Raw genomic sequence first — 17,511 nt, 5'->3', positions numbered from 1 at the left:
CAACCTTGGTTGGCGCCTTTCCGTAGAGGTCAACGCTTGCCGGCGCGCCGGTACACGCCATTGAAACGCACGTTCATGCCACCGCACCCGCTGTTGTCGGACACGATCAGTACGTCTCCCAGCGAATGCACGCGCACCCTGCAGGTGTCCTCGGCAAACTCCACATCCGCACCGCGCGGGATCGCGTGCGCTTCCACCTGGCCGAGGTTCGGCCCATACGGGCGCTGTTCCGGCGTGGGGTTGGCCGAGGGCCAGTAGGCATCGCCTTCCACCTGCAGCTGCCCACCCTGCACCGAAATGCGCAGGCCGTTGTCGCCATCCTTCCAGTGACCCACCCAGTCCTGCAGCGAGGGGGTCGCTACCGGCAACGGCTGCAGTTTGCTGCGCTCCACCCAGCCCGCACTGCCGCCCACCTTGTTCGGGAAGAACGCGCAGCGGTAGCGGCCGAGGTCGCGCCCGGTCACCACGACATCGCCGTTCACTACGTAGCTGCGCTGGCGGCAGGCCGGCTCGCCCTTGGCCGGGCAGCCGTCCATGTCACCGAGCAGGTACAGGCGTTGCGTGCCCACCACCCGCGCCAGTGCGAACCGGCTCTGTTCGGAGGGGAATGCACCGTTGCGGCAGGCACCGTCGCCGGCGATGCCGGCAGCGAAGGCAGGGATCGGCAGCACGGCCGCCAGCAGGACGAACGAACGCAGCAACATGGCAACGCCCCCATGGAGAAGGCCGAAGGATATACCGTCGCTAGTTCACCGGAGGCGCATCGCCGGCATCCTGCTGCTGGGAGAAGCGCAGCGCGCGCTGCCGCTGCTCGGCGCTGAGCTCCGGCGGTGGCCGCGCGACCGCTGCCTGGATCTGCGAAGGCCCGCCGGTCAGCTTGTTGACGCCCTTGGCGGCCGCCATCACACCCTTGACCACGCCCATCATGATGTAGCCGCCGCTCATGCTGACCTGCTCCGGCGACGGCGGCTCGCTCCAGTCGCGGCTGAAGCGGTTGTCACCGAACTTCACCGGGTTCCTGAAGCGGTACAGGTCCAGCGGCTGGTCGTCTTCGGGCTTGAGCGCCCGCACTTCGCCGAGGGTGGTGACGTTGTCCTGCGGCGGGGTGGTGGACACCGGCGCGGTGGTTGCCGCCGCAGCATCTGCAGGGGCAACGGGCGCGGGATCGGGCACCGGCACGGCCTGCTGCGCATGCGCACGCACAAGCCCAACCAGCACCAGACCAGCCAGCAGTACGCCCTGCGATCCACGTCCTGCCACCGCCATCCACCCTGTTGGTTGCGTCCTGTGAACAAGGATACGGATGCCGGCTTCAGATTTCGTTGGCGTCGGCAGAGGCATTCAGGGTGGGTCACGCCTGGCCGATGCGCGGCCAGCGCCGCCGAAGTTTGCAACGAACTTCATTCCCCCCGCGGGGCGGGACCTGCATCCTGTGCTGTTCCCGCTACGGCAATCCCCATGTCAGCTCCCTCCACCCTCCTACCGCCGCAGCCGTTCGCCTGCTGATGTCGCGCGCAGCAGTGCTGGTTGGCGTGGCAATCCTGCTGGCGATGGTCGTGGCGGCCATTGCCGAATGGACGGCACGCGTGTGCAGCAGGCTGCGTGCGCTGCGCAGGGCCCGCGTGCTACGCACACTGAACGCTGACGAGCACGCCGCTCTGGCGCCCCTGCGCGCAATGACCGGCGTCGTCCACGGCGATCAGGTTCGATTGCTGCACGGCGCGTTCATACCGGGCGCTTACCGCCCCAGGCACCCGTTCAACGATGGCATGCTGGGTGGCATTCCCGTGCTGTTTCCGTCCGCTGCACGCGACCACATGGCCGCCTGGAACGAAGCGGAGGTGGTGCTTGCCGACCATTGGGCGGTCATTGTCCGCCTCAACGGCGTGCAGATCGCCACCCGGTCACGCTCACGGCGCGTCCGGCACTGAACGGTTCACGCCCTTCGCGCGCGATGTCTCACATCCTGAGACGTGAATGTGGTGCCATGTGACCCCTCGTAAACCGTCCCGGCTCCACTTTCCATGGCCTACGAACTCGCCAAGCGCACCGCCGACGCCGAGCAGAAGCTCGCTACCCGCGACGGCCTGCCCGCCCGCGACGGTGCCCTGCTCAGTGCGCGCCTGCAGCGCCGCTACCAGGACCGCATCACCGGCAGCTTCGCCATTCCCGGCCGCGAAGGCCGCTACGCGCCTATTCCCGATGCGGTACCGCCTGCCCTGGCTGCAGCCTTGAAGGCACGCGGCATCGAGCAGCTCTACAGCCACCAGGCCGAGGCCTGGGAGGCCAGCCAGCGCGGCGAGCATGTGGCCATCGTCACCCCCACCGCCAGCGGCAAGTCGCTGTGCTACACCCTGCCGGTGGTCAGCGCGGCGATGCAGGACAAAGCCAAGGCGCTTTATCTGTTCCCGACCAAGGCGCTGGCCCAGGACCAGGTGGCCGAGCTGCTGGAGCTCAACCGCGCCGGCGATCTGGGGGTGAAAGCCTTCACCTTCGACGGCGACACCCCCGGCGACGCGCGCCAGGCGATCCGCCTGCACGGCGACATCGTGGTGTCCAACCCGGACATGCTGCACCAGGCGATCCTGCCGCATCACACCAAGTGGGCGCAGTTCTTCGAGAATCTGCGTTACATTGTCATCGACGAAGTGCATACCTACCGTGGCGTGTTCGGCAGCCACGTCACCAACGTGCTGCGCCGGCTCAAGCGCATCTGCGCGTTCTACGGCGTGCAACCGCAGTTCATCCTGTGCTCGGCCACCATCGGCAATCCGCAGGCGCATGCCGAGGCACTCATCGAGGCGCCGGTCACCGCCATCACCGAGTCCGGCGCGCCCAGCGGGCCGAAGCAGGTGCTGCTGTGGAACCCACCGGTGATCAACCCGGACCTGGGCCTGCGTGCCTCGGCGCGTTCGCAGAGCAACCGCATCGCGCGCATCGCGATCAAGTCCGGGCTGAAGACCCTGGTGTTCGCGCAGACGCGGCTGATGGTCGAGGTGCTGACCAAGTACCTGAAGGACATCTTCGACCACGACCCACGCAAGCCGCCGCGCATCCGTGCCTACCGCGGTGGCTACCTGCCCACCGAACGCCGCGAGACCGAGCGTGCGATGCGCGCGGGCAGCATCGACGGTATCGTCAGCACCTCGGCGCTGGAGCTGGGCGTGGATATCGGCAGCCTGGACGTGGTGATCCTCAACGGCTACCCCGGCAGCGTGGCGGCCACCTGGCAGCGCTTCGGCCGCGCCGGCCGCCGCCAGCAGCCCGCACTGGGCGTGATGGTGGCCAGCTCGCAACCGCTGGACCAGTACGTGGTGCGCCATCCGGATTTCTTCGCCGAGGCCTCGCCCGAACACGCCCGCATCGCGCCGGACCAGCCGCTGATCCTGTTCGACCACATCCGCTGCGCGGCGTTCGAGCTGCCGTTCCGGGTCGGCGATGGCTTCGGCCCGATCGACCCGGAAGTGTTCCTGGAAGCGCTGGCCGAGACCGAGGTGATCCACCGCGAAGGCGAGCGCTGGGAATGGATCGCCGACAGCTATCCGGCCAACGCGGTCAGCCTGCGTGCGGTGGCCGATGGCAACTTCGTGGTGGTCGACCGCAGCGATGGCCGCCAGCAGATCATCGCCGAGGTCGACTATTCCGCGGCCGCGCTCACGTTGTACGAAGGCGCGATCCACATGGTGCAGTCCACGCCCTACCAGGTGGAAACACTGGACTGGGAGGGCCGCAAGGCCTACGTCACCCGCACCCACGTGGACTACTACACCGACAGCATCGACTTCACCAAGCTCAAGGTGCTGGACCGCTTCGATGGCGGCGTGGCCGGCCGTGGCGATGCGCACCATGGCGAGGTGCACGTGGTGCGCCGCGTCGCCGGCTACAAGAAGATCCGCTACTACACGCACGAGAACATCGGCTATGGGCCGGTGAATCTGCCCGACCAGGAACTGCATACCACCGCGGTGTGGTGGCAGCTGCCGCAGGCGCTGCTGCTGCGCGCGTTCGCCAGCAAGCAGGATGCGCTGGACGGCTTCCTCGGCGCGGCCTACGCGCTGCACATCGTCGCCACGGTGGCGGTGATGGCCGATGCGCGCGACCTGCAGAAGTCGGTCGGCAACGGCGATGGTTCCTGGTTCGCGATCGCCGACCAGAGCGGCCGTGGCCAGCTGCGCGGCAGCGAGGGCGATCCTGGCGTTGTCGAGCTGCTGCAGGAGTTCGTGCCCACTGTTTACCTGTACGACAACTTCCCCGGTGGCGTTGGCCTCAGCGAGCCGCTGTGGCAGCGCCAGGCCGAGCTGGTGCAGCGCGCGCGCGAACTGGTGCAGCGCTGCGACTGCAAGGCCGGCTGCCCGGCCTGCGTCGGCCCGGTGCTGGCCGCGCAGGAAGAGGATGAGACTTCACCGCGTGCGCTGGCACTGCGCGTGCTCGACCTGTTCGACGGCGAAGCCTGCCAGCACGTACCCGACGTGGTGGTGACCGCCCGCGACCCGATGGCGCTGCTGGCCCCGTGAGCCTGAGCCTGGACAAGCTGCGCCTGCTGCGGAAGCAGGCCGGCGACCCGAAGGCGAACACGCCGGCCGTGCCCGGGCCACCGCCCACGGCGCCGGCCCCGGTGGCCGCCAACGATGCACGGCAGCCGCCGGCCGAGCGCTCGGTGTTCGCCTGGGTCGAACAGGAGATCCGCCACAAGCCGACCGGCGCGGCGGCGCCGGTTGCGCCCCCCGCACCGCTGCGTCGGCCCGAGGTGGGCAGCCTGCATCGCCTGCTCGGCCTGCGCACACGCAGCGGTTCCGCACCGGCGCGAGCCAGTGCGCAGGATCGCCAGCTGCCCGGAGAGGAAATCGCGCCGGGCCTGTTCCTGATCGAGTCGCTGCAGCCGCAGCCGATTCCGGCACAGCCGCTGTCGCTGGATTTCGCCCGCCGCGAAGGCGAACACGTATCCCCGCGTGACCTGCTGTTCTTCGATACCGAAACCACCGGCCTGGCCGGCGGCACCGGCACCCGCGCCTTCATGATCGGGGCCGCCGACTGGCATGTGTGCCCGCAACGCGGCGAAGGCCTGCGCATCCGCCAGCTGCTGATGGCGACGATGGCCGCCGAGGACGCGATGCTGGCCACCTTCGCCAGCTGGCTGCAGCCGTCCACCGTGTTCTGCAGCTACAACGGCCGCAGCTACGACGCGCCGTTGCTGAAGGCGCGCTACCGGTTGGCACGCCAGCGTTGCCCGATCAGCGCGCTGGACCATGTCGATCTGCTCTACCCCACGCGCCGCCGCTATCGTGGCACGTGGGAGAACTGCAAGCTGTCCACCATCGAACGCCAGCTGCTGCGCGTGGTGCGCGAAGACGACCTGCCAGGCTCGGAAGCCCCGGGCGCATGGCTGCGTTTCCTGCGCGGTGGCGATGCAGTCAACCTGCGCCGGGTGGCCGACCACAACCACCAGGACGTGGTGACCCTGGCCCTGCTGCTGCAGCGGCTGGTGCGCGAGGAACAGCGCGAGCGCGAGACGTTGGCATTGGTCGGGCAGTAGCGTGAAACCCCGTTGACATGCCCTGACGGGGAGGGCGGCGACACTGGCGCCACCATCCACGCCTGGAGCCCGACAATGCGCCTCAGCCCCCTTGCCCTGCTTGCCATCCTGCCTTTGGCCGCCTGCAGCCACGCCGGCAGTAGCACCACCCACGATGCCGCGCCAGCGCCAGTGGCCGACGCCACGCACGAATGCAGGCCGGAGGCGCTTGAGGCCTTCACCGGCAAGACCGCCGACGAGGCCACCCTCAAGCAGCTGGTGAGCGCCAGCGGCGCACGCAATGCGCGGATGGTCAAGCCGGGCATGGCGGTGACCATGGACTTCCGCCAGGACCGCGTGACCGTCCAGGTGGACGCGCAGAACAGGATCGAGCGCGCCAGCTGCGGTTGATCGCCCCAGGGTAGTGCCGGCCGCTGGCCGGCACTCCTCGTTGCCGGCCAGCGGCCGGCACTACCGATCAGAGGCGCTCGGCCTTGCCACTGGCCAATGCACGGGCGATCACCTGCTGCGCCTGCTCCGCGGCCTGCGCATGCACCTGCGCCTGGCGCTCGCCCAGTGCGGCCTGCTGGCTGCCCAGCGCCGCCTGTCGGCTGGCCAGTTCGGCCTGCTGGCTGGCCAAACGGTTCATGTCGCGGGTGCGGCTGGACTGTGCGGCCTGGCTGCGGGCTTCCTGCATCGCACGACGTGCCTCGGCAGCGGCCTCACGTGCGGCCTCACGCGCAACCGCGGCGTCACCGGTCGCCCCCCGCGCCGCCTTCGCGGCTTCTGCGGCGGCTTCGCGATTGATGTCGTGCGCGCTCATCGCACTGCGCGCGGCCTCGGCCGCCGCCAACGCGATACGGCGCGCCTCCTCACCCTGCAAGCGGCCCATCTCGCCCATCTGTTTGCCGAGTGCGCTCTGCTCGCGACCGAGCACGCTCTGCTGACGGCCCAGTGCGCTCTGCTGCTGCCCCAGGTCGAACGCACCGGCGTAGGCGCGCTGCAGCGACTGGACCAGCATCGGGTCACGCACGATGTAGCGCTTGTCACCCTGGCGGAACCACAACGCCGGGCCCTTGCCAAGCTGCTTGCGGGCCAGCGTCACATCCTCGATGCCGCCGTTGGCGAAGGTTGAATCGCCATCGACCAGCACGAACGCCTGCGGCGGCGACTTGCCCAGGTCCAGGCGGCCATAGGTGGTGATGGAGGTGGTGTGGGAGCTCGTGCGTTCACCGTGCATGCCGGTATCGACATCGACATCGACATCCACGTCGACCGCCACATCCGCATCGTCCGGACCTGACAGCGCCTCGACATCCGCCGGCTCGGCCGGAGCCGCCGGGGCCACTGGCGTGGCCGGCACCCGCGCGGATGCGGGCGGCGCCGGCGGTGCTTTTGGCGCTTTCGGCGGAGGCGGCACCACGGCCTTCGGTGCCGCCGGCGGCGCGGGCGGTGCCGGCGGCACGGGCGCGGCAACCAGGCGCATCGGCGCCACGCCCACCACCAGCACCACAGCGGTCAACGCCATCGCCAGGATGCGCGGACAGGCCCGGCGCGGTTGCAGCGACATCAGGCGGCGCTTGAGACTGGTGGTGCTCGGCGCGGCACTGGCCACGCCCAGGTGCGGCTGCGGTGCCACGCCCAACTGCAGCAGCAGGCGACCATAGGCTTGGCGGCTGGCACCGTGCTGGCCGACCACTGCCGCATCCACCGCTTCCTCGCGGGCCTGGGCGTACTCGCGTACCGACAGGCGCAACAGCGGATGGAAGAAGAACAGATGCTGGGCCAGCGCTGGCAGCAGGCCCCATTGCAGGTCACGCCGCTGCAGATGCTGAAGTTCGTGGGTCAGCGCCAGGTCCAGCGCATCACCCTGCAGGGCATTGTCGCCGGCCGGCAGCAGCAGTACCGGACGGAACGGCCCGACCAGCTGCGGCGAGTCCACCTGCGTGCTCATCCACAGGCGCGGCGCAGGGCGCACCCCGTGCGCTTCGGAGGCCAACTGCAGGGCCTGTACCAGCGCCTCGTCCTGGCAGGGATAGGCCGCCGCCAGCAGCGCGCGGCACTGGCGCCACTCACCGAAGGTGCGCCATGCCATCAGCAGCACGCCGGACACCCACAGCGCGGCCAGCGCAACGGCCCACCACGCCACCGCCGGCACGTCCGCGGCAGGCATCGGCATCGCGGCCAGCAGCTGTGCAGAGGCTTCCGGGGCCAGCGGGTAGATCATGTCGGCAGCCACATCGGTGGCGGTCATCGCCACTGCCTGCGGTGCCGGCAACCAGGCCAGCTGCAGCGGCTGGCTCCAGAACAGGCCGAGCACGGCCTGCAGCGACACCAGCCACCACAGGCGGCAGCGGGTCGCCGCCGACAGCGACGGCAATGCGCGGCACACGCCGTACACCAGGGCCACCAGCAGCACGGTCTGCAGGCTGGTCCAGCCCAGCCGTTCCAACATCGGGATCAGCATCGTGGTGTCCATGGCTCAGCCCTCGTGGCGACGCGATTGGAGTTGGGCGACCAGTGCTTCCAGCTCGGCCAGTTCGTTGTCGCTGACCTGCTGGCGCTGCGACAGGTAGGCCACGAACGGCGACACCGAGCCCTGCAGGGTGTTGTCGACGAACTGGGCCACCGCGCCCTGCAGCACGCTCTCCGGGCCACGGGTGGCCTGGTAGCGGTAGACGCCCTCCTGCTGCCGGCGCTGAAGATACCCCTTCGCGCGCAGCCGCTCCATCATCGTCAGCACGGTGGAGCGGGCCAGGCCACGGGCTTCCCCATAACCACTGGCGACCTCGCCGACGCTGGCCGGCGCATGTTCATCGATGTACTGCAGCAGGGCCAGTTCCTGGTCCCCGATCGTCTTGCCACGCATGACACCACTCCCTTGACTACACGTGTCGTCACTGTCAGCGTGACGACAACTGTAGTCAACCCCCCGGAAGTCATGGTCCGACGAACGGTAGGCCGACCCGGGGCGGTTAAACCTTTTTGCGCATCCGCTGCATCCGACCCTCGACGCCCTCCCGGAATCCCGCATGTTCCGCCCAACGCTTCGAGTCGTGCTCATGCTCATCAGTGCCCTGCCCTTTGCCGCGATGTCCGCCAGCCAGGACCAGGCCAACGACCAGACCCGTCGCATGATCCGCCAGATCATGCTGGACGAGCGCATCCCCGGCCTGCAGCTGGCCGTGGTCAAGGACGGGCAGATCGTGCTTTCCGAAGCCTACGGCCTGGCCAATGTGGAAAACGGCGTGCTCGTCTCGCGCGACACCCGCTTCCCGCTCAATTCGGCCACCAAGGCCTTCACCGGGGTCGCCATCGCACAGCTGGCAGAACAAGGGCGAGTGGATCTGGATGCCCCCGCCTCGCGCTACCTGGACGGTCTTCCGGCGGCATGGCAGGACGTACGCGTGCGCCAGCTGCTGGCACACACCTCGGGCCTGCCGGACATCCTGGATGCGAATGGCCTGCTGGGCGGTGGTTCCGAAGCGCAGGCCTGGACGGCGGTCACCGCGCGCCCGGTCGAAGCCGCTCCCGGCCAGCGCTTCGCCTACAACCAGACCAACTATGTGCTGCTGGCACGGATCATCGCGCAGCAATCAGGCATGCCCTACGACCGCTACCTCGCCACCGGCCAGTTCAGCACCGCACGCATGGCACGCACCACCTTCGGCGACAGCTATGACCTGATTCCGGATGCCGCGACGATGTACAGCCTGGCGCCGCGCGCGACCGATGCGGCCGACGCTCCGCGACGCCTGTCGCACTGGTTCTACGACATGCCGCCCAGCCTGTGGGCCGGTGGCGGCATCCTCACCACCGCCGACGACACCGCACGCTGGCTGGTCGCACTGAGCGAGGGTCACCTGCTGCAGGACGCGGCACGGCAGCGCATGTGGACAGCCGAGCGCTTGGCCGATGGCCGCACCGGTCCATGGGCTGGCGGCTGGCCGGTGCTGCACGCCTCCCCCGACCTGCAGGTGGCCGGCATTGGGGGCGCGCGCTCGGCCTTCGTGGTCTATCCCGAGCGCGGCGTGGCGGTGGTGGTGCTGACCAACCTGGTCGGTGCCAATCCGCAGCAGTTCATTCCACGCATTGCTGATCTCCATGCGCCTGCGGTGACCGTGCCCTGAGGCTGCCGGCCAGCGGCCGGCTGTTCCGTCGGCTCAGCCCCGCGGCCCGCCCATCACCGGCAGGATCACCCCGCTGATGTAGCTGGCACAGGCCGGCGAGGCCAGGAACACATAGGCCGGCGACAGTTCTTCGGGCTGTGCGGGCCGGCCCATGTCGCTGTCCTTGCCGAACTCGGCGACGTCCTCGGCCTGCTTGTCGGCCGGGTTCAGCGGCGTCCACACCGGGCCTGGCGCCACGCAGTTGACCCGGATCCCACGCGGCAGCAGTTGGCTGGCCAATGCCTTGGTGAAGGCATGGATCGCGCCCTTGGTGGCCGAGTAGTCGATCAGCGCCTTGCTGCCGAACAGCCCGGTTTCCGAGCCCGTGTTGATGATGCTGGCACCCTCGCCCAGATGCGGCAGCACCGCACGCGCCATCTGGATGTAGCCACCGATGTTGGTCTGCAGGGTTTCCTGCAGGTGCGCGTCTTCCAGATCCTCCAGGCGCTCGCAGTGCAGCTGGAACGCGGCATTGTTGACCAGGATGTCGATGCCGCCAAAGGCTTTCGCCACTTGCTTCACCGCCCGGTTGCAGAAGCGCGGATCGCGCACGTCGCCGGCGATCACCACGCAGCGTCCGCCCTCGCGTTCCACGTGTTGGCGGGTGATCTCGGCATCTTCGGCTTCATCCAGATGCAGCACTGCAACATCCGCCCCCTCACGTGCGAACAGCACCGCCACCGCACGGCCGATGCCGGAATCGCCACCGGTGATGACCGCGCGCAGGCCCTGCAGCTTGCCGCTTCCAGCGTAGTCCGGCGCAAGGAAGCGTGGCGCCAGCTCAAGTTGGTGTTCATGCCCGGGCTTGGCCAGCTGCTGTGCGGGCATGGCCTCAGGTTGCCTGCGTGCACCGGCCTGGGTGGCGGTCTTCTTCGTGGCCTTCTTCGCTGCGCGCGCGTCCTTGGCCTTCTCCTGGTCCTGCAGGCGCCGCTGCCGGGCCGCGACGCGCGCTGCGCGTGGATCGCTGGCGGCCGCCTTACGGGTGGCGGTCTTCACCACGCGCGGGCGATCGGGGGCGGCGACAGTCTTGCTTGCGGTGCTGCCTTTGCGGACCTTGGGCGAGGCTTTGCGGCGGACGGGGGCTTTCTTGGTGGTGGCCATGCAGGTCTCCTCGGGAGGGAAAGGGGCTGCCGGCCAGCGGCCGGCACTACCGGGGGCGGCCCTTGCCGCTCCTGCAGTGTCTCCACCCACGCTGTTGGCGGCGGTGAGCGCGCCGTGTCCACGATGTGCACGGCATTCATTCCGCCACCACATCTGACGTCGCACCCTGCACGCAATCAAACAAGGAACGCCTCCATGAAACTTGCCATCGCCGCCGCCGCCGTCTGCTTTGCCCTCGCCGCCTGCAGCAGCACGCCGATGGCCCAGGTACAGCCGATCGACGGCGTGATTTCCGGCCAGTGCCACAGCGACATGGTGCGCGGCGCGCTGGGCCTGGCCGCTTCGGATGCCACCGTTGCGCGTGCCCGCGTGGACAGCGACAGCCTGCACGTGCGGGTGCTGCGTCACGACGGTCCGCGGGTGCCGCCGGCCAGCGAAGGCGGTGACCGCCTGACCATCGAGAAGGGCCGCACCAACAACATCACCGCGATCTACTGCGGATAACAGCCGTCGAGCAAGCTCGACGCTACCGAGGGTTCAGGCGCTGCGCTTGGCCAGCCGCCGCGCCCGGCGCAGCACTTTCAGCGTGGCCTGCTCCCACTGGCGCGGGCCGCGCAGGCCGGCCAGCGCAGCCAGTTCGCCGCGCTCCCAGCCGGCAAACACGCAGGGGTCGATGTAGGCCTTGCGGCACACCGCCGGCGTGTTGCCCAACCGCGCGGCTACCTGGCACACCACCTCGCGCTGTGCCTTGGCCAGCGCGCGCTGGGTGGCCGGTTCCGGCAGCTCGGTGGCGGCAAAGGTCTGCACCGCCGCCAGGGTGCCGCCCCAGGTGCGGAAGTCCTTGGCGGTGAAGTCTTCCCCCATCACCTCGCGCAGGTAGTCATTCACCGCGCCCGAATCGACCGGCTGGATGACGCCCTCATCGTCGCGGTACTGGAACAGCGCCTGGCCCGGCAGCTGCTGCACACCGCGTACCAGCGTGCCCAGCCTGCGGTCACCGACGGTCACCTCATGCAGCTGGCCGGACTTGCCACGGAAGCGCATGCGCACCCGGCCGCCGCGCAGCAGGTCCAGGTGCCGGTTGCGCAGCGTGGTCAGGCCATAGGACTTGTTCTCCTTGGCGTAGGTTTCATTGCCCACCCGCACCAGGGTGTCGGCCAGCAGCGCGACCACCACCGCCAGCACTTTCCCGCGCGGGAAGCCCCGCTGCTTGAGGTCACGGCTGAGCCGCCTGCGCAGGCCCGGCAGCGCTTCGCCGAAGGCGATGGTGCGGTCGAACTTGCCCGAATCGCGCACCGCTGCCCAGTCGGCGTGGTAGCGGTACTGCTTGCGTCCACGCGCATCGCGACCGGTGGCCTGCAGGTGGCCGTTGGCATGGGCGCAGATCCATACCGCGGTATAGGCCGGCGGGATCGCCAGCGCACGGATGCGCTGCAGGGTGGCGGCATCACGCAGCGCGTGGCCGTCGGCATCGCGGTAGCTGAAGCCCTTGCCGGCGCGGCGGCGGCTGAAGCCGGGCTGGGTGTCATCGACATAACGCAGGCCAGCGGCGCGCGCGGCCTGTTGTTCCGGAGTGGAGGGCGTTGGCATGCGCTGAGTGTCGCGGGTGCGGCGCGGTGATCCTGTCGATAACGCAAGACAAACACGTGAGGGTCGGTTCGCCGCTATGCTCGGGTCCTCACAACCCCTTCCGGAGTCATGATGTCGTTTCAGATTCGCGCCCGTTCGCTCTCCGCCCTGTTGCTGCCGGCCGTACTGGCCCTGACCGCCTGCCAGGCACCGGCGCTGGATGAACAGGATTCGGCCACCGCCCACGCCCAGCAGGCCGCCGAAGCCGCCAAGGCGCCGGCCGACGACGCAGGCAAGGCGACCGAGGCGCCGCCGGTCGGCACCTGCGACGCCAGCCAGGTGCAGAGCCTGGTCGGCCATGCCTACACCGACGCGCTCGGCAAGCAGGCGCAGGAAGACGCTGGCGCCAGCCAGGTGCGCGTGCTCAAGCCCAACGACGTGGCCACGATGGAGTTCCTCGGCGACCGCCTCAACATCGAAGTGGACGACAAAGGCACAGTGAGCGGCACGCGCTGCGGCTGAGTCCGGCCCCGCGCCGGCACAGGCGTGCCGGCGCTTTCTGTTGCAGCTGCAACCGTGTATTGCGGCGCTGCAGCAACCTGTGATCTAGTCGAGGCATCCGGTGGCCTCACGATGCGCTCCAGGGATTGGGCGGGCTTGAGTGTCCCCGTCCAATTCATCCCGCATCGAGGTAGAGATGGCCCCCCGCAACCGCCAAGGGCTTTACGACCCGCGCTCCGAGCGCGATGCCTGTGGATTCGGCATGGTCGCCCAGCTCGACGATCAACCTTCGCGCCTGTTGGTTGATACCGCCATCGCCGCGCTCTCGCGCATGACCCACCGTGGCGGCGTCGCCGCCGACGGCCTGACCGGCGATGGCTGCGGCCTGCTGCTGCGCCGCCCTGATGCTTTCCTGAAACTGCTGGCCAACGAAGCCGGCGTCGTCGTCGCCGCGCGCTTCGCCGCCGGCCTGGTGTTCCTGCCGCACGATGCCGACGCCGCGCAGGCCTGCCGCACCCAGCTGCAGGCGCAGGTGGAAGCCGTGGGCTGCAAGGTGGCCGGCTGGCGCGAGGTGCCCACCGACGACAGCGTCTGTGGCCAGCTGGCACGCGACACGCTGCCGCGCATCGAACAGGTATTCGTTGACGCCGGCACCGGCCAGGACGATGCCGGTTTCGCGCTGGCCCTGTTCCTGGCCCGGCGCCGTAGCGAACAGCAGCTGCGCGCGCACGCCGACTTCTACGTCACCACGCTCACCCCGGATGCGATCAGCTACAAGGGCATGGTGCTGCCGGACAAGCTCAGCCGCTTCTACCCGGACCTGCAACGCCGCGAACTGGCCTCCAGCGCCATCGTGTTCCACCAGCGCTTCTCCACCAACACGCTGCCGCGCTGGCCGCTGGCGCACCCGTTCCGCATGCTCGCCCACAACGGCGAGATCAACACCATCGAAGGCAACCGGCGCTGGGCTCAGGCGCGCAGCAAGGTGTGGAAGACCCCGCGCTTCGACATCGCCGAGTTCGACCCGGTGATCTCCATGCACGGTTCGGACTCGCAGAGCCTGGACAACATGCTGGAGCTGATGGTCGCCGGTGGCATGGAACTGATCCAGGCGCTGCGCATCCTGGTGCCGCCGGCCACCCAGTCGCTGGAGTTCAAGGACCCGGACCTGGCCGCGTTCTACGAATTCCATGGCCTCAACAGCGAGCCTTGGGACGGCCCCGCCGGCATCGTCGCCTGCGACAGCCGCTACGCCGTGTGTACGCTCGACCGCAATGGCCTGCGCCCGGCACGCTGGATGCTGACCGCCGACCGCCACTTCCTCGTCGCCTCCGAAGCAGGGGTGTGGGAAGTACCCACCGAGCGCGTGGTGCGCAAGGGCAAGCTCGGCCCAGGCGAAATGGTGGCCATCGACCTCAAGCGCGGCGACCTGCTCGACTCCGACGCGGTGGATCGCATCAATCGCGGCCGCGCGCCGTACAAGCAGTGGCTGCAGCAGGGCGTCACCTACCTGCAGACCGAACTGATCGACCCGTCACTGGTGGAAGAGCCCTTCGACGAAGGCACCCTGCGCAGCTACCACAAGCTCTACCAGCTCAGCAGCGAAGAGGTGGAGCAGGTGCTGCGGCCGCTGGCCGAGACCGAACAGGAAGCCACCGGCTCGATGGGCGATGACACGCCGATGGCGGTGCTGAGCCAGCGCAGCCGTCCGCTCTACGACTACTTCCGCCAGGCCTTCGCGCAGGTCACCAACCCGCCGATCGACCCGCTGCGCGAAGACTGCGCGATGTCCCTGTCCACCCAGCTCGGCAAGGAGACCAACATCTTCCACGCCGGCCCGGAGACGGTGAACCACGTCATCCTCAACTCGCCTGTGCTCAGCCAGCGCAAGCTGCGCCAGCTGCTGAAGATGGACCAGTACGTGCAGGCCAACCGCCTGCTCGACCTGTCCTACAGCGAGGACGAAGGCCTGCGTGCCGGTATCGAGCGCATCTGTGCCGAGGCCGAACAGGCCGCGCGCGACGGCATGGTGATGCTGCTGCTGTCCGACCGCTACCCGGTGGCCGGGCGGCCGATGGTGCACGCCCTGCTGGCCACCAGCGCCATCCACCACCACCTCTCGCGGCTGGGCCTGCGCTGCGACGTCAACCTGATCGTCGAGACCGGCACCGCACGCGACCCGCACCACATGGCCTGCCTGCTCGGCTTCGGTGCCACCGCGGTGTACCCGTACCTGGCCTACCAGACCCTGTTCGACCTGGGCCGTCGCGGCATCCTCAAGCTCAGCAAGGGCGGCGAGCAGTCGCAGATCGGCCGCCGCTACCGCAAGGGCGTGTACAAGGGCCTGTCCAAGATCATCTCGAAGATGGGCATCTGCACCGTGGCCAGCTACCGCGGCGCGCAGCTGTTCGAGATCATCGGCCTGGAACCGGAGGTGGTCGACCTGTGCTTCCCCGATACCGCCTCGCGCATCGGTGGCGCCGGTTTCCCACGCCTGGATGCCGACGCGCGCGAGCTTTGCGCGCAGGCCTGGGACGCGCAGCAGGACGTGGATGTCGGCGGCCTGCTGAAGTACGTGCACGGCGGCGAGTACCACATGTACAACCCGGACGTGGTGACCACCCTGCAGCGCGCGGCGCGCAGTGGCGACCCGCGTGCCTGGCAGCAGTACTGCGATGCCGTGCATGCACGGCCGCCGTCGGCACTGCGCGACCTGCTGGAACTGGTGCCGGCCGCCACGCCCACGCCGCTCGATGAAGTGGCACCGGCCAGCGAACTGTTCCCGCGCTTCGATACCGCAGCGATCAGCCTGGGTGCGCTGTCACCGGAAGCGCATGAGGCGCTGGCGATTGCCATGAACCGCCTCGGTGGCCGCAGCAATTCCGGCGAAGGTGGCGAGGACCCCGCGCGCTACGGCACCGCCAAGCGCAGCAAGATCAAGCAGGTCGCCTCGGGGCGCTTCGGCGTCACCGCCGAATACCTGGTCAATGCCGAGGTGCTGCAGATCAAGGTCGCGCAGGGCGCCAAGCCCGGCGAAGGCGGCCAGCTGCCCGGCCACAAGGTCAACGAACTGATCGCGCGCCTGCGCTATGCGCGCCCGGGCATCGGCCTGATCTCGCCGCCGCCGCACCACGACATCTATTCGATTGAAGACCTGGCGCAGCTGATCTACGACCTCAAGCAGGTCAACCCGACCGCGCTGGTGTCGGTGAAGCTGGTCAGCCATGCCGGCGTCGGCACGATTGCCGCCGGCGTGGTCAAGGCCGGTGCGGACCTGATCACCATCTCCGGCCACGACGGCGGCACCGGCGCCTCGCCGGTCAGCTCCATCCGCTATGCCGGCGTGCCGTGGGAACTGGGCGTGGCCGAAGCGCACCAGGCGCTGCTGGCCAACGACCTGCGCGGGCGCACCCTGCTGCAGACCGATGGTGGCCTGAAAACCGGCCTGGACGTGGTCAAGGCGGCGCTGCTGGGTGCGGACAGCTTCGGCTTCGGCACCGCACCGATGATCGTGCTGGGCTGCAAATACCTGCGCATCTGCCACCTCAACAACTGCGCCACCGGCGTGGCCACCCAGGACGAGCGCCTGCGCGAGAACCATTTCACCGGCCAGCCCGAGCGCGTGGAGAACTTCTTCCGCCTGCTGGCCGAGGAAGTGCGTGGCTGGCTGTCGTACCTGGGTGCGCGTTCGCTGGAGGAAATCGTCGGCCGCACCGACCTGCTGCGGCAGATCGAGGCCGCACCGCGCGAGGGTGTGCGCGTGGACCTGTCGCGCCTGCTGGCCGATGCCCGTTACGAAGGCAGCCACTGCGCCGCGCAGCGCCTGTACGAATCGCCGGACAGCCTGGCCACCCAGATGGATGGCCTGCTGGCCCCGGCCATCGAGCACAGGCGCGGTGGCGAGCACCGCTTCCTGATCCACAACACCGACCGCAGCATCGGCACGCGCCTGGCCGGTGCGGTGGCACGCGCGCATGGCAACCAGGGCATGGCCGAGGCACCGCTGGAGCTGCGCTTCCGTGGCAGTGCCGGGCAGAGCTTCGGCGCCTTCAATGTCGGCGGCCTGCACCTGGAAGTGGAAGGCGAGGCCAACGACTACGTCGGCAAGGGCATGGCCGGGGGCCGCCTGGTAGTGCGCCCGCCGCGTGGCGCGCGCTTCGAGGCACGCAGCACCGCCATCATCGGCAACACCTGCCTGTACGGCGCCACCGGTGGCGAACTGTTTGCCGCCGGCCGCGCGGGCGAACGCTTCGCGGTGCGCAATTCCGGCGCACTGGCGGTGGTGGAAGGTGCCGGCGACCACTGCTGTGAGTACATGACCGACGGCGTGGTGCTGGTACTGGGCAAGGTCGGCCTGAACTTCGGCGCCGGTTTCACCGGTGGCCTGGCCTATGTGCTGGACGTGGACCGTGATTTCGTCGATCGCTACAACCACGAACTGATCGACATCCATCGCGTGTCCGCCGAGGGCTTCGAAAACTACCGCCAGCACCTGCATCGCCTGATCGGTCGCCACCGCGAGCTGACCGGCAGCATCTGGGCGCAGCAGATCCTCGACGAATTCCGCGATTACATCGGCAAGTTCTGGCTGGTCAAACCCAAGGCCGCCAGCATCGAGTCGCTGACAGAAACCCTGCGACGCGCCGCCTGACGGGAGCA

At 69.0% G+C, this 17,511-nt stretch carries 14 protein-coding genes; 8 read left to right on the top strand and 6 right to left on the bottom strand.

Translation table 11 applies throughout. The annotated features are described in order from the left end of the window. Positions 1-29 precede the first annotated feature (29 nt). Positions 30-704, bottom strand: a complete 675-nt coding sequence (locus AC5P7U_RS06410; RefSeq protein ID WP_495220884.1) for a hypothetical protein — start codon at positions 702-704, stop codon at positions 30-32. A gap of 40 nt (positions 705-744) precedes the next feature. Further along, positions 745-1,266 carry a hypothetical protein gene (locus tag AC5P7U_RS06405; RefSeq protein ID WP_495220883.1) on the bottom strand — a complete coding sequence of 174 codons (522 nt, stop codon included), beginning with the start codon at positions 1,264-1,266 and terminating at the stop codon, positions 745-747. Positions 1,267-1,532: 266 nt separating this feature from the next. Between AC5P7U_RS06405 and AC5P7U_RS06400 the strand changes: the two genes are divergently transcribed. The 4 genes from AC5P7U_RS06400 (at position 1,533) to AC5P7U_RS06385 (ending at position 5,923) form a co-directional block, all read left to right on the top strand. After that, positions 1,533-1,931, top strand: coding sequence for a hypothetical protein (locus tag AC5P7U_RS06400; protein ID WP_495220882.1), 399 nt, complete (start codon positions 1,533-1,535; stop codon positions 1,929-1,931). A 93-nt stretch (positions 1,932-2,024) separates the two neighbouring features. Then, on the top strand, positions 2,025-4,514 hold the full coding sequence (locus AC5P7U_RS06395; RefSeq protein WP_197564645.1) for a DEAD/DEAH box helicase: 2,490 nt from the start codon (positions 2,025-2,027) through the stop codon (positions 4,512-4,514). Continuing rightward, complete coding sequence (locus AC5P7U_RS06390) at positions 4,511-5,533, top strand: ribonuclease H-like domain-containing protein (protein WP_197564644.1); 1,023 nt, start codon at positions 4,511-4,513, stop codon at positions 5,531-5,533. The genes AC5P7U_RS06395 and AC5P7U_RS06390 overlap by 4 nt, the downstream gene beginning before the upstream one ends. A gap of 75 nt (positions 5,534-5,608) precedes the next feature. After that, the gene (locus tag AC5P7U_RS06385) at positions 5,609-5,923 is read left to right on the top strand and encodes an I78 family peptidase inhibitor (RefSeq protein WP_004153484.1); all 315 of its coding nucleotides are present in this window, start codon (positions 5,609-5,611) and stop codon (positions 5,921-5,923) included. 67 nt (positions 5,924-5,990) lie between these two features. Here the strand turns inward: AC5P7U_RS06385 and AC5P7U_RS06380 are convergent, their stop codons facing one another. Further along, positions 5,991-7,991: a M56 family metallopeptidase gene (locus AC5P7U_RS06380; protein WP_197564327.1), complete on the bottom strand. Its 2,001-nt coding sequence runs from the start codon at positions 7,989-7,991 to the stop codon at positions 5,991-5,993. Between the two features lie 3 nt (positions 7,992-7,994). After that, positions 7,995-8,381: a BlaI/MecI/CopY family transcriptional regulator gene (locus AC5P7U_RS06375; protein WP_004153481.1), complete on the bottom strand. Its 387-nt coding sequence runs from the start codon at positions 8,379-8,381 to the stop codon at positions 7,995-7,997. A 193-nt stretch (positions 8,382-8,574) separates the two neighbouring features. Here AC5P7U_RS06375 and AC5P7U_RS06370 point away from each other — a divergent pair, with 193 nt between their 5' ends. Further along, on the top strand, positions 8,575-9,642 hold the full coding sequence (locus AC5P7U_RS06370; protein ID WP_308308741.1) for a serine hydrolase domain-containing protein: 1,068 nt from the start codon (positions 8,575-8,577) through the stop codon (positions 9,640-9,642). Positions 9,643-9,675: 33 nt separating this feature from the next. On the opposite strand, the gene AC5P7U_RS06365 is transcribed toward AC5P7U_RS06370, so the two are convergent. Beyond that, positions 9,676-10,782 (bottom strand): SDR family oxidoreductase, encoded by a 1,107-nt coding sequence (locus AC5P7U_RS06365; protein WP_414554849.1) that lies wholly within the window; start codon positions 10,780-10,782, stop codon positions 9,676-9,678. Between the two features lie 195 nt (positions 10,783-10,977). On the opposite strand from AC5P7U_RS06365, the gene AC5P7U_RS06360 reads away from it, so the two are divergent. Then, positions 10,978-11,286 (top strand): hypothetical protein, encoded by a 309-nt coding sequence (locus AC5P7U_RS06360; RefSeq protein ID WP_414554848.1) that lies wholly within the window; start codon positions 10,978-10,980, stop codon positions 11,284-11,286. Positions 11,287-11,319: 33 nt separating this feature from the next. Here the strand turns inward: AC5P7U_RS06360 and AC5P7U_RS06355 are convergent, their stop codons facing one another. Continuing rightward, positions 11,320-12,372 carry a DNA topoisomerase IB gene (locus AC5P7U_RS06355; protein ID WP_414554847.1) on the bottom strand — a complete coding sequence of 351 codons (1,053 nt, stop codon included), beginning with the start codon at positions 12,370-12,372 and terminating at the stop codon, positions 11,320-11,322. A 111-nt stretch (positions 12,373-12,483) separates the two neighbouring features. Between AC5P7U_RS06355 and AC5P7U_RS06350 the strand changes: the two genes are divergently transcribed. Both AC5P7U_RS06350 and gltB read left to right on the top strand, forming a co-directional pair. Further along, the gene (locus AC5P7U_RS06350) at positions 12,484-12,873 is read left to right on the top strand and encodes an I78 family peptidase inhibitor (protein WP_495220881.1); all 390 of its coding nucleotides are present in this window, start codon (positions 12,484-12,486) and stop codon (positions 12,871-12,873) included. A 175-nt stretch (positions 12,874-13,048) separates the two neighbouring features. Further along, positions 13,049-17,503 (top strand): glutamate synthase large subunit, encoded by a 4,455-nt coding sequence (gene gltB, locus AC5P7U_RS06345; RefSeq protein WP_414554846.1) that lies wholly within the window; start codon positions 13,049-13,051, stop codon positions 17,501-17,503. Positions 17,504-17,511 lie beyond the last annotated feature (8 nt).

It is taken from the genome of Stenotrophomonas sp. YJH_SMC_57 (genome assembly GCF_059369755.1).
Note: the sequence above shows the minus strand (reverse complement) of the source record. Positions and strands in the feature narration are given on the sequence as shown.

Excerpts from the sequence above, each read along its gene's own strand:
- AC5P7U_RS06375 (WP_004153481.1), bottom strand. The coding sequence starts at position 8,381 with ATGCGTGGCAAGACGATCGGGGACCAGGAACTGGCCCTGCTGCAGTAC.
- AC5P7U_RS06360 (WP_414554848.1), top strand. The coding sequence starts at position 10,978 with ATGAAACTTGCCATCGCCGCCGCCGCCGTCTGCTTTGCCCTCGCCGCC.
- gltB (WP_414554846.1), top strand. The coding sequence starts at position 13,049 with ATGGCCCCCCGCAACCGCCAAGGGCTTTACGACCCGCGCTCCGAGCGC.
- AC5P7U_RS06385 (WP_004153484.1), top strand. The coding sequence starts at position 5,609 with ATGCGCCTCAGCCCCCTTGCCCTGCTTGCCATCCTGCCTTTGGCCGCC.
- AC5P7U_RS06365 (WP_414554849.1), bottom strand. The coding sequence starts at position 10,782 with ATGGCCACCACCAAGAAAGCCCCCGTCCGCCGCAAAGCCTCGCCCAAG.
- AC5P7U_RS06410 (WP_495220884.1), bottom strand. The coding sequence starts at position 704 with ATGTTGCTGCGTTCGTTCGTCCTGCTGGCGGCCGTGCTGCCGATCCCT.
- AC5P7U_RS06350 (WP_495220881.1), top strand. The coding sequence starts at position 12,484 with ATGTCGTTTCAGATTCGCGCCCGTTCGCTCTCCGCCCTGTTGCTGCCG.
- AC5P7U_RS06405 (WP_495220883.1), bottom strand. The coding sequence starts at position 1,266 with ATGGCGGTGGCAGGACGTGGATCGCAGGGCGTACTGCTGGCTGGTCTG.
- AC5P7U_RS06380 (WP_197564327.1), bottom strand. The coding sequence starts at position 7,991 with ATGGACACCACGATGCTGATCCCGATGTTGGAACGGCTGGGCTGGACC.
- AC5P7U_RS06395 (WP_197564645.1), top strand. The coding sequence starts at position 2,025 with ATGGCCTACGAACTCGCCAAGCGCACCGCCGACGCCGAGCAGAAGCTC.
- AC5P7U_RS06355 (WP_414554847.1), bottom strand. The coding sequence starts at position 12,372 with ATGCCAACGCCCTCCACTCCGGAACAACAGGCCGCGCGCGCCGCTGGC.
- AC5P7U_RS06370 (WP_308308741.1), top strand. The coding sequence starts at position 8,575 with ATGCTCATCAGTGCCCTGCCCTTTGCCGCGATGTCCGCCAGCCAGGAC.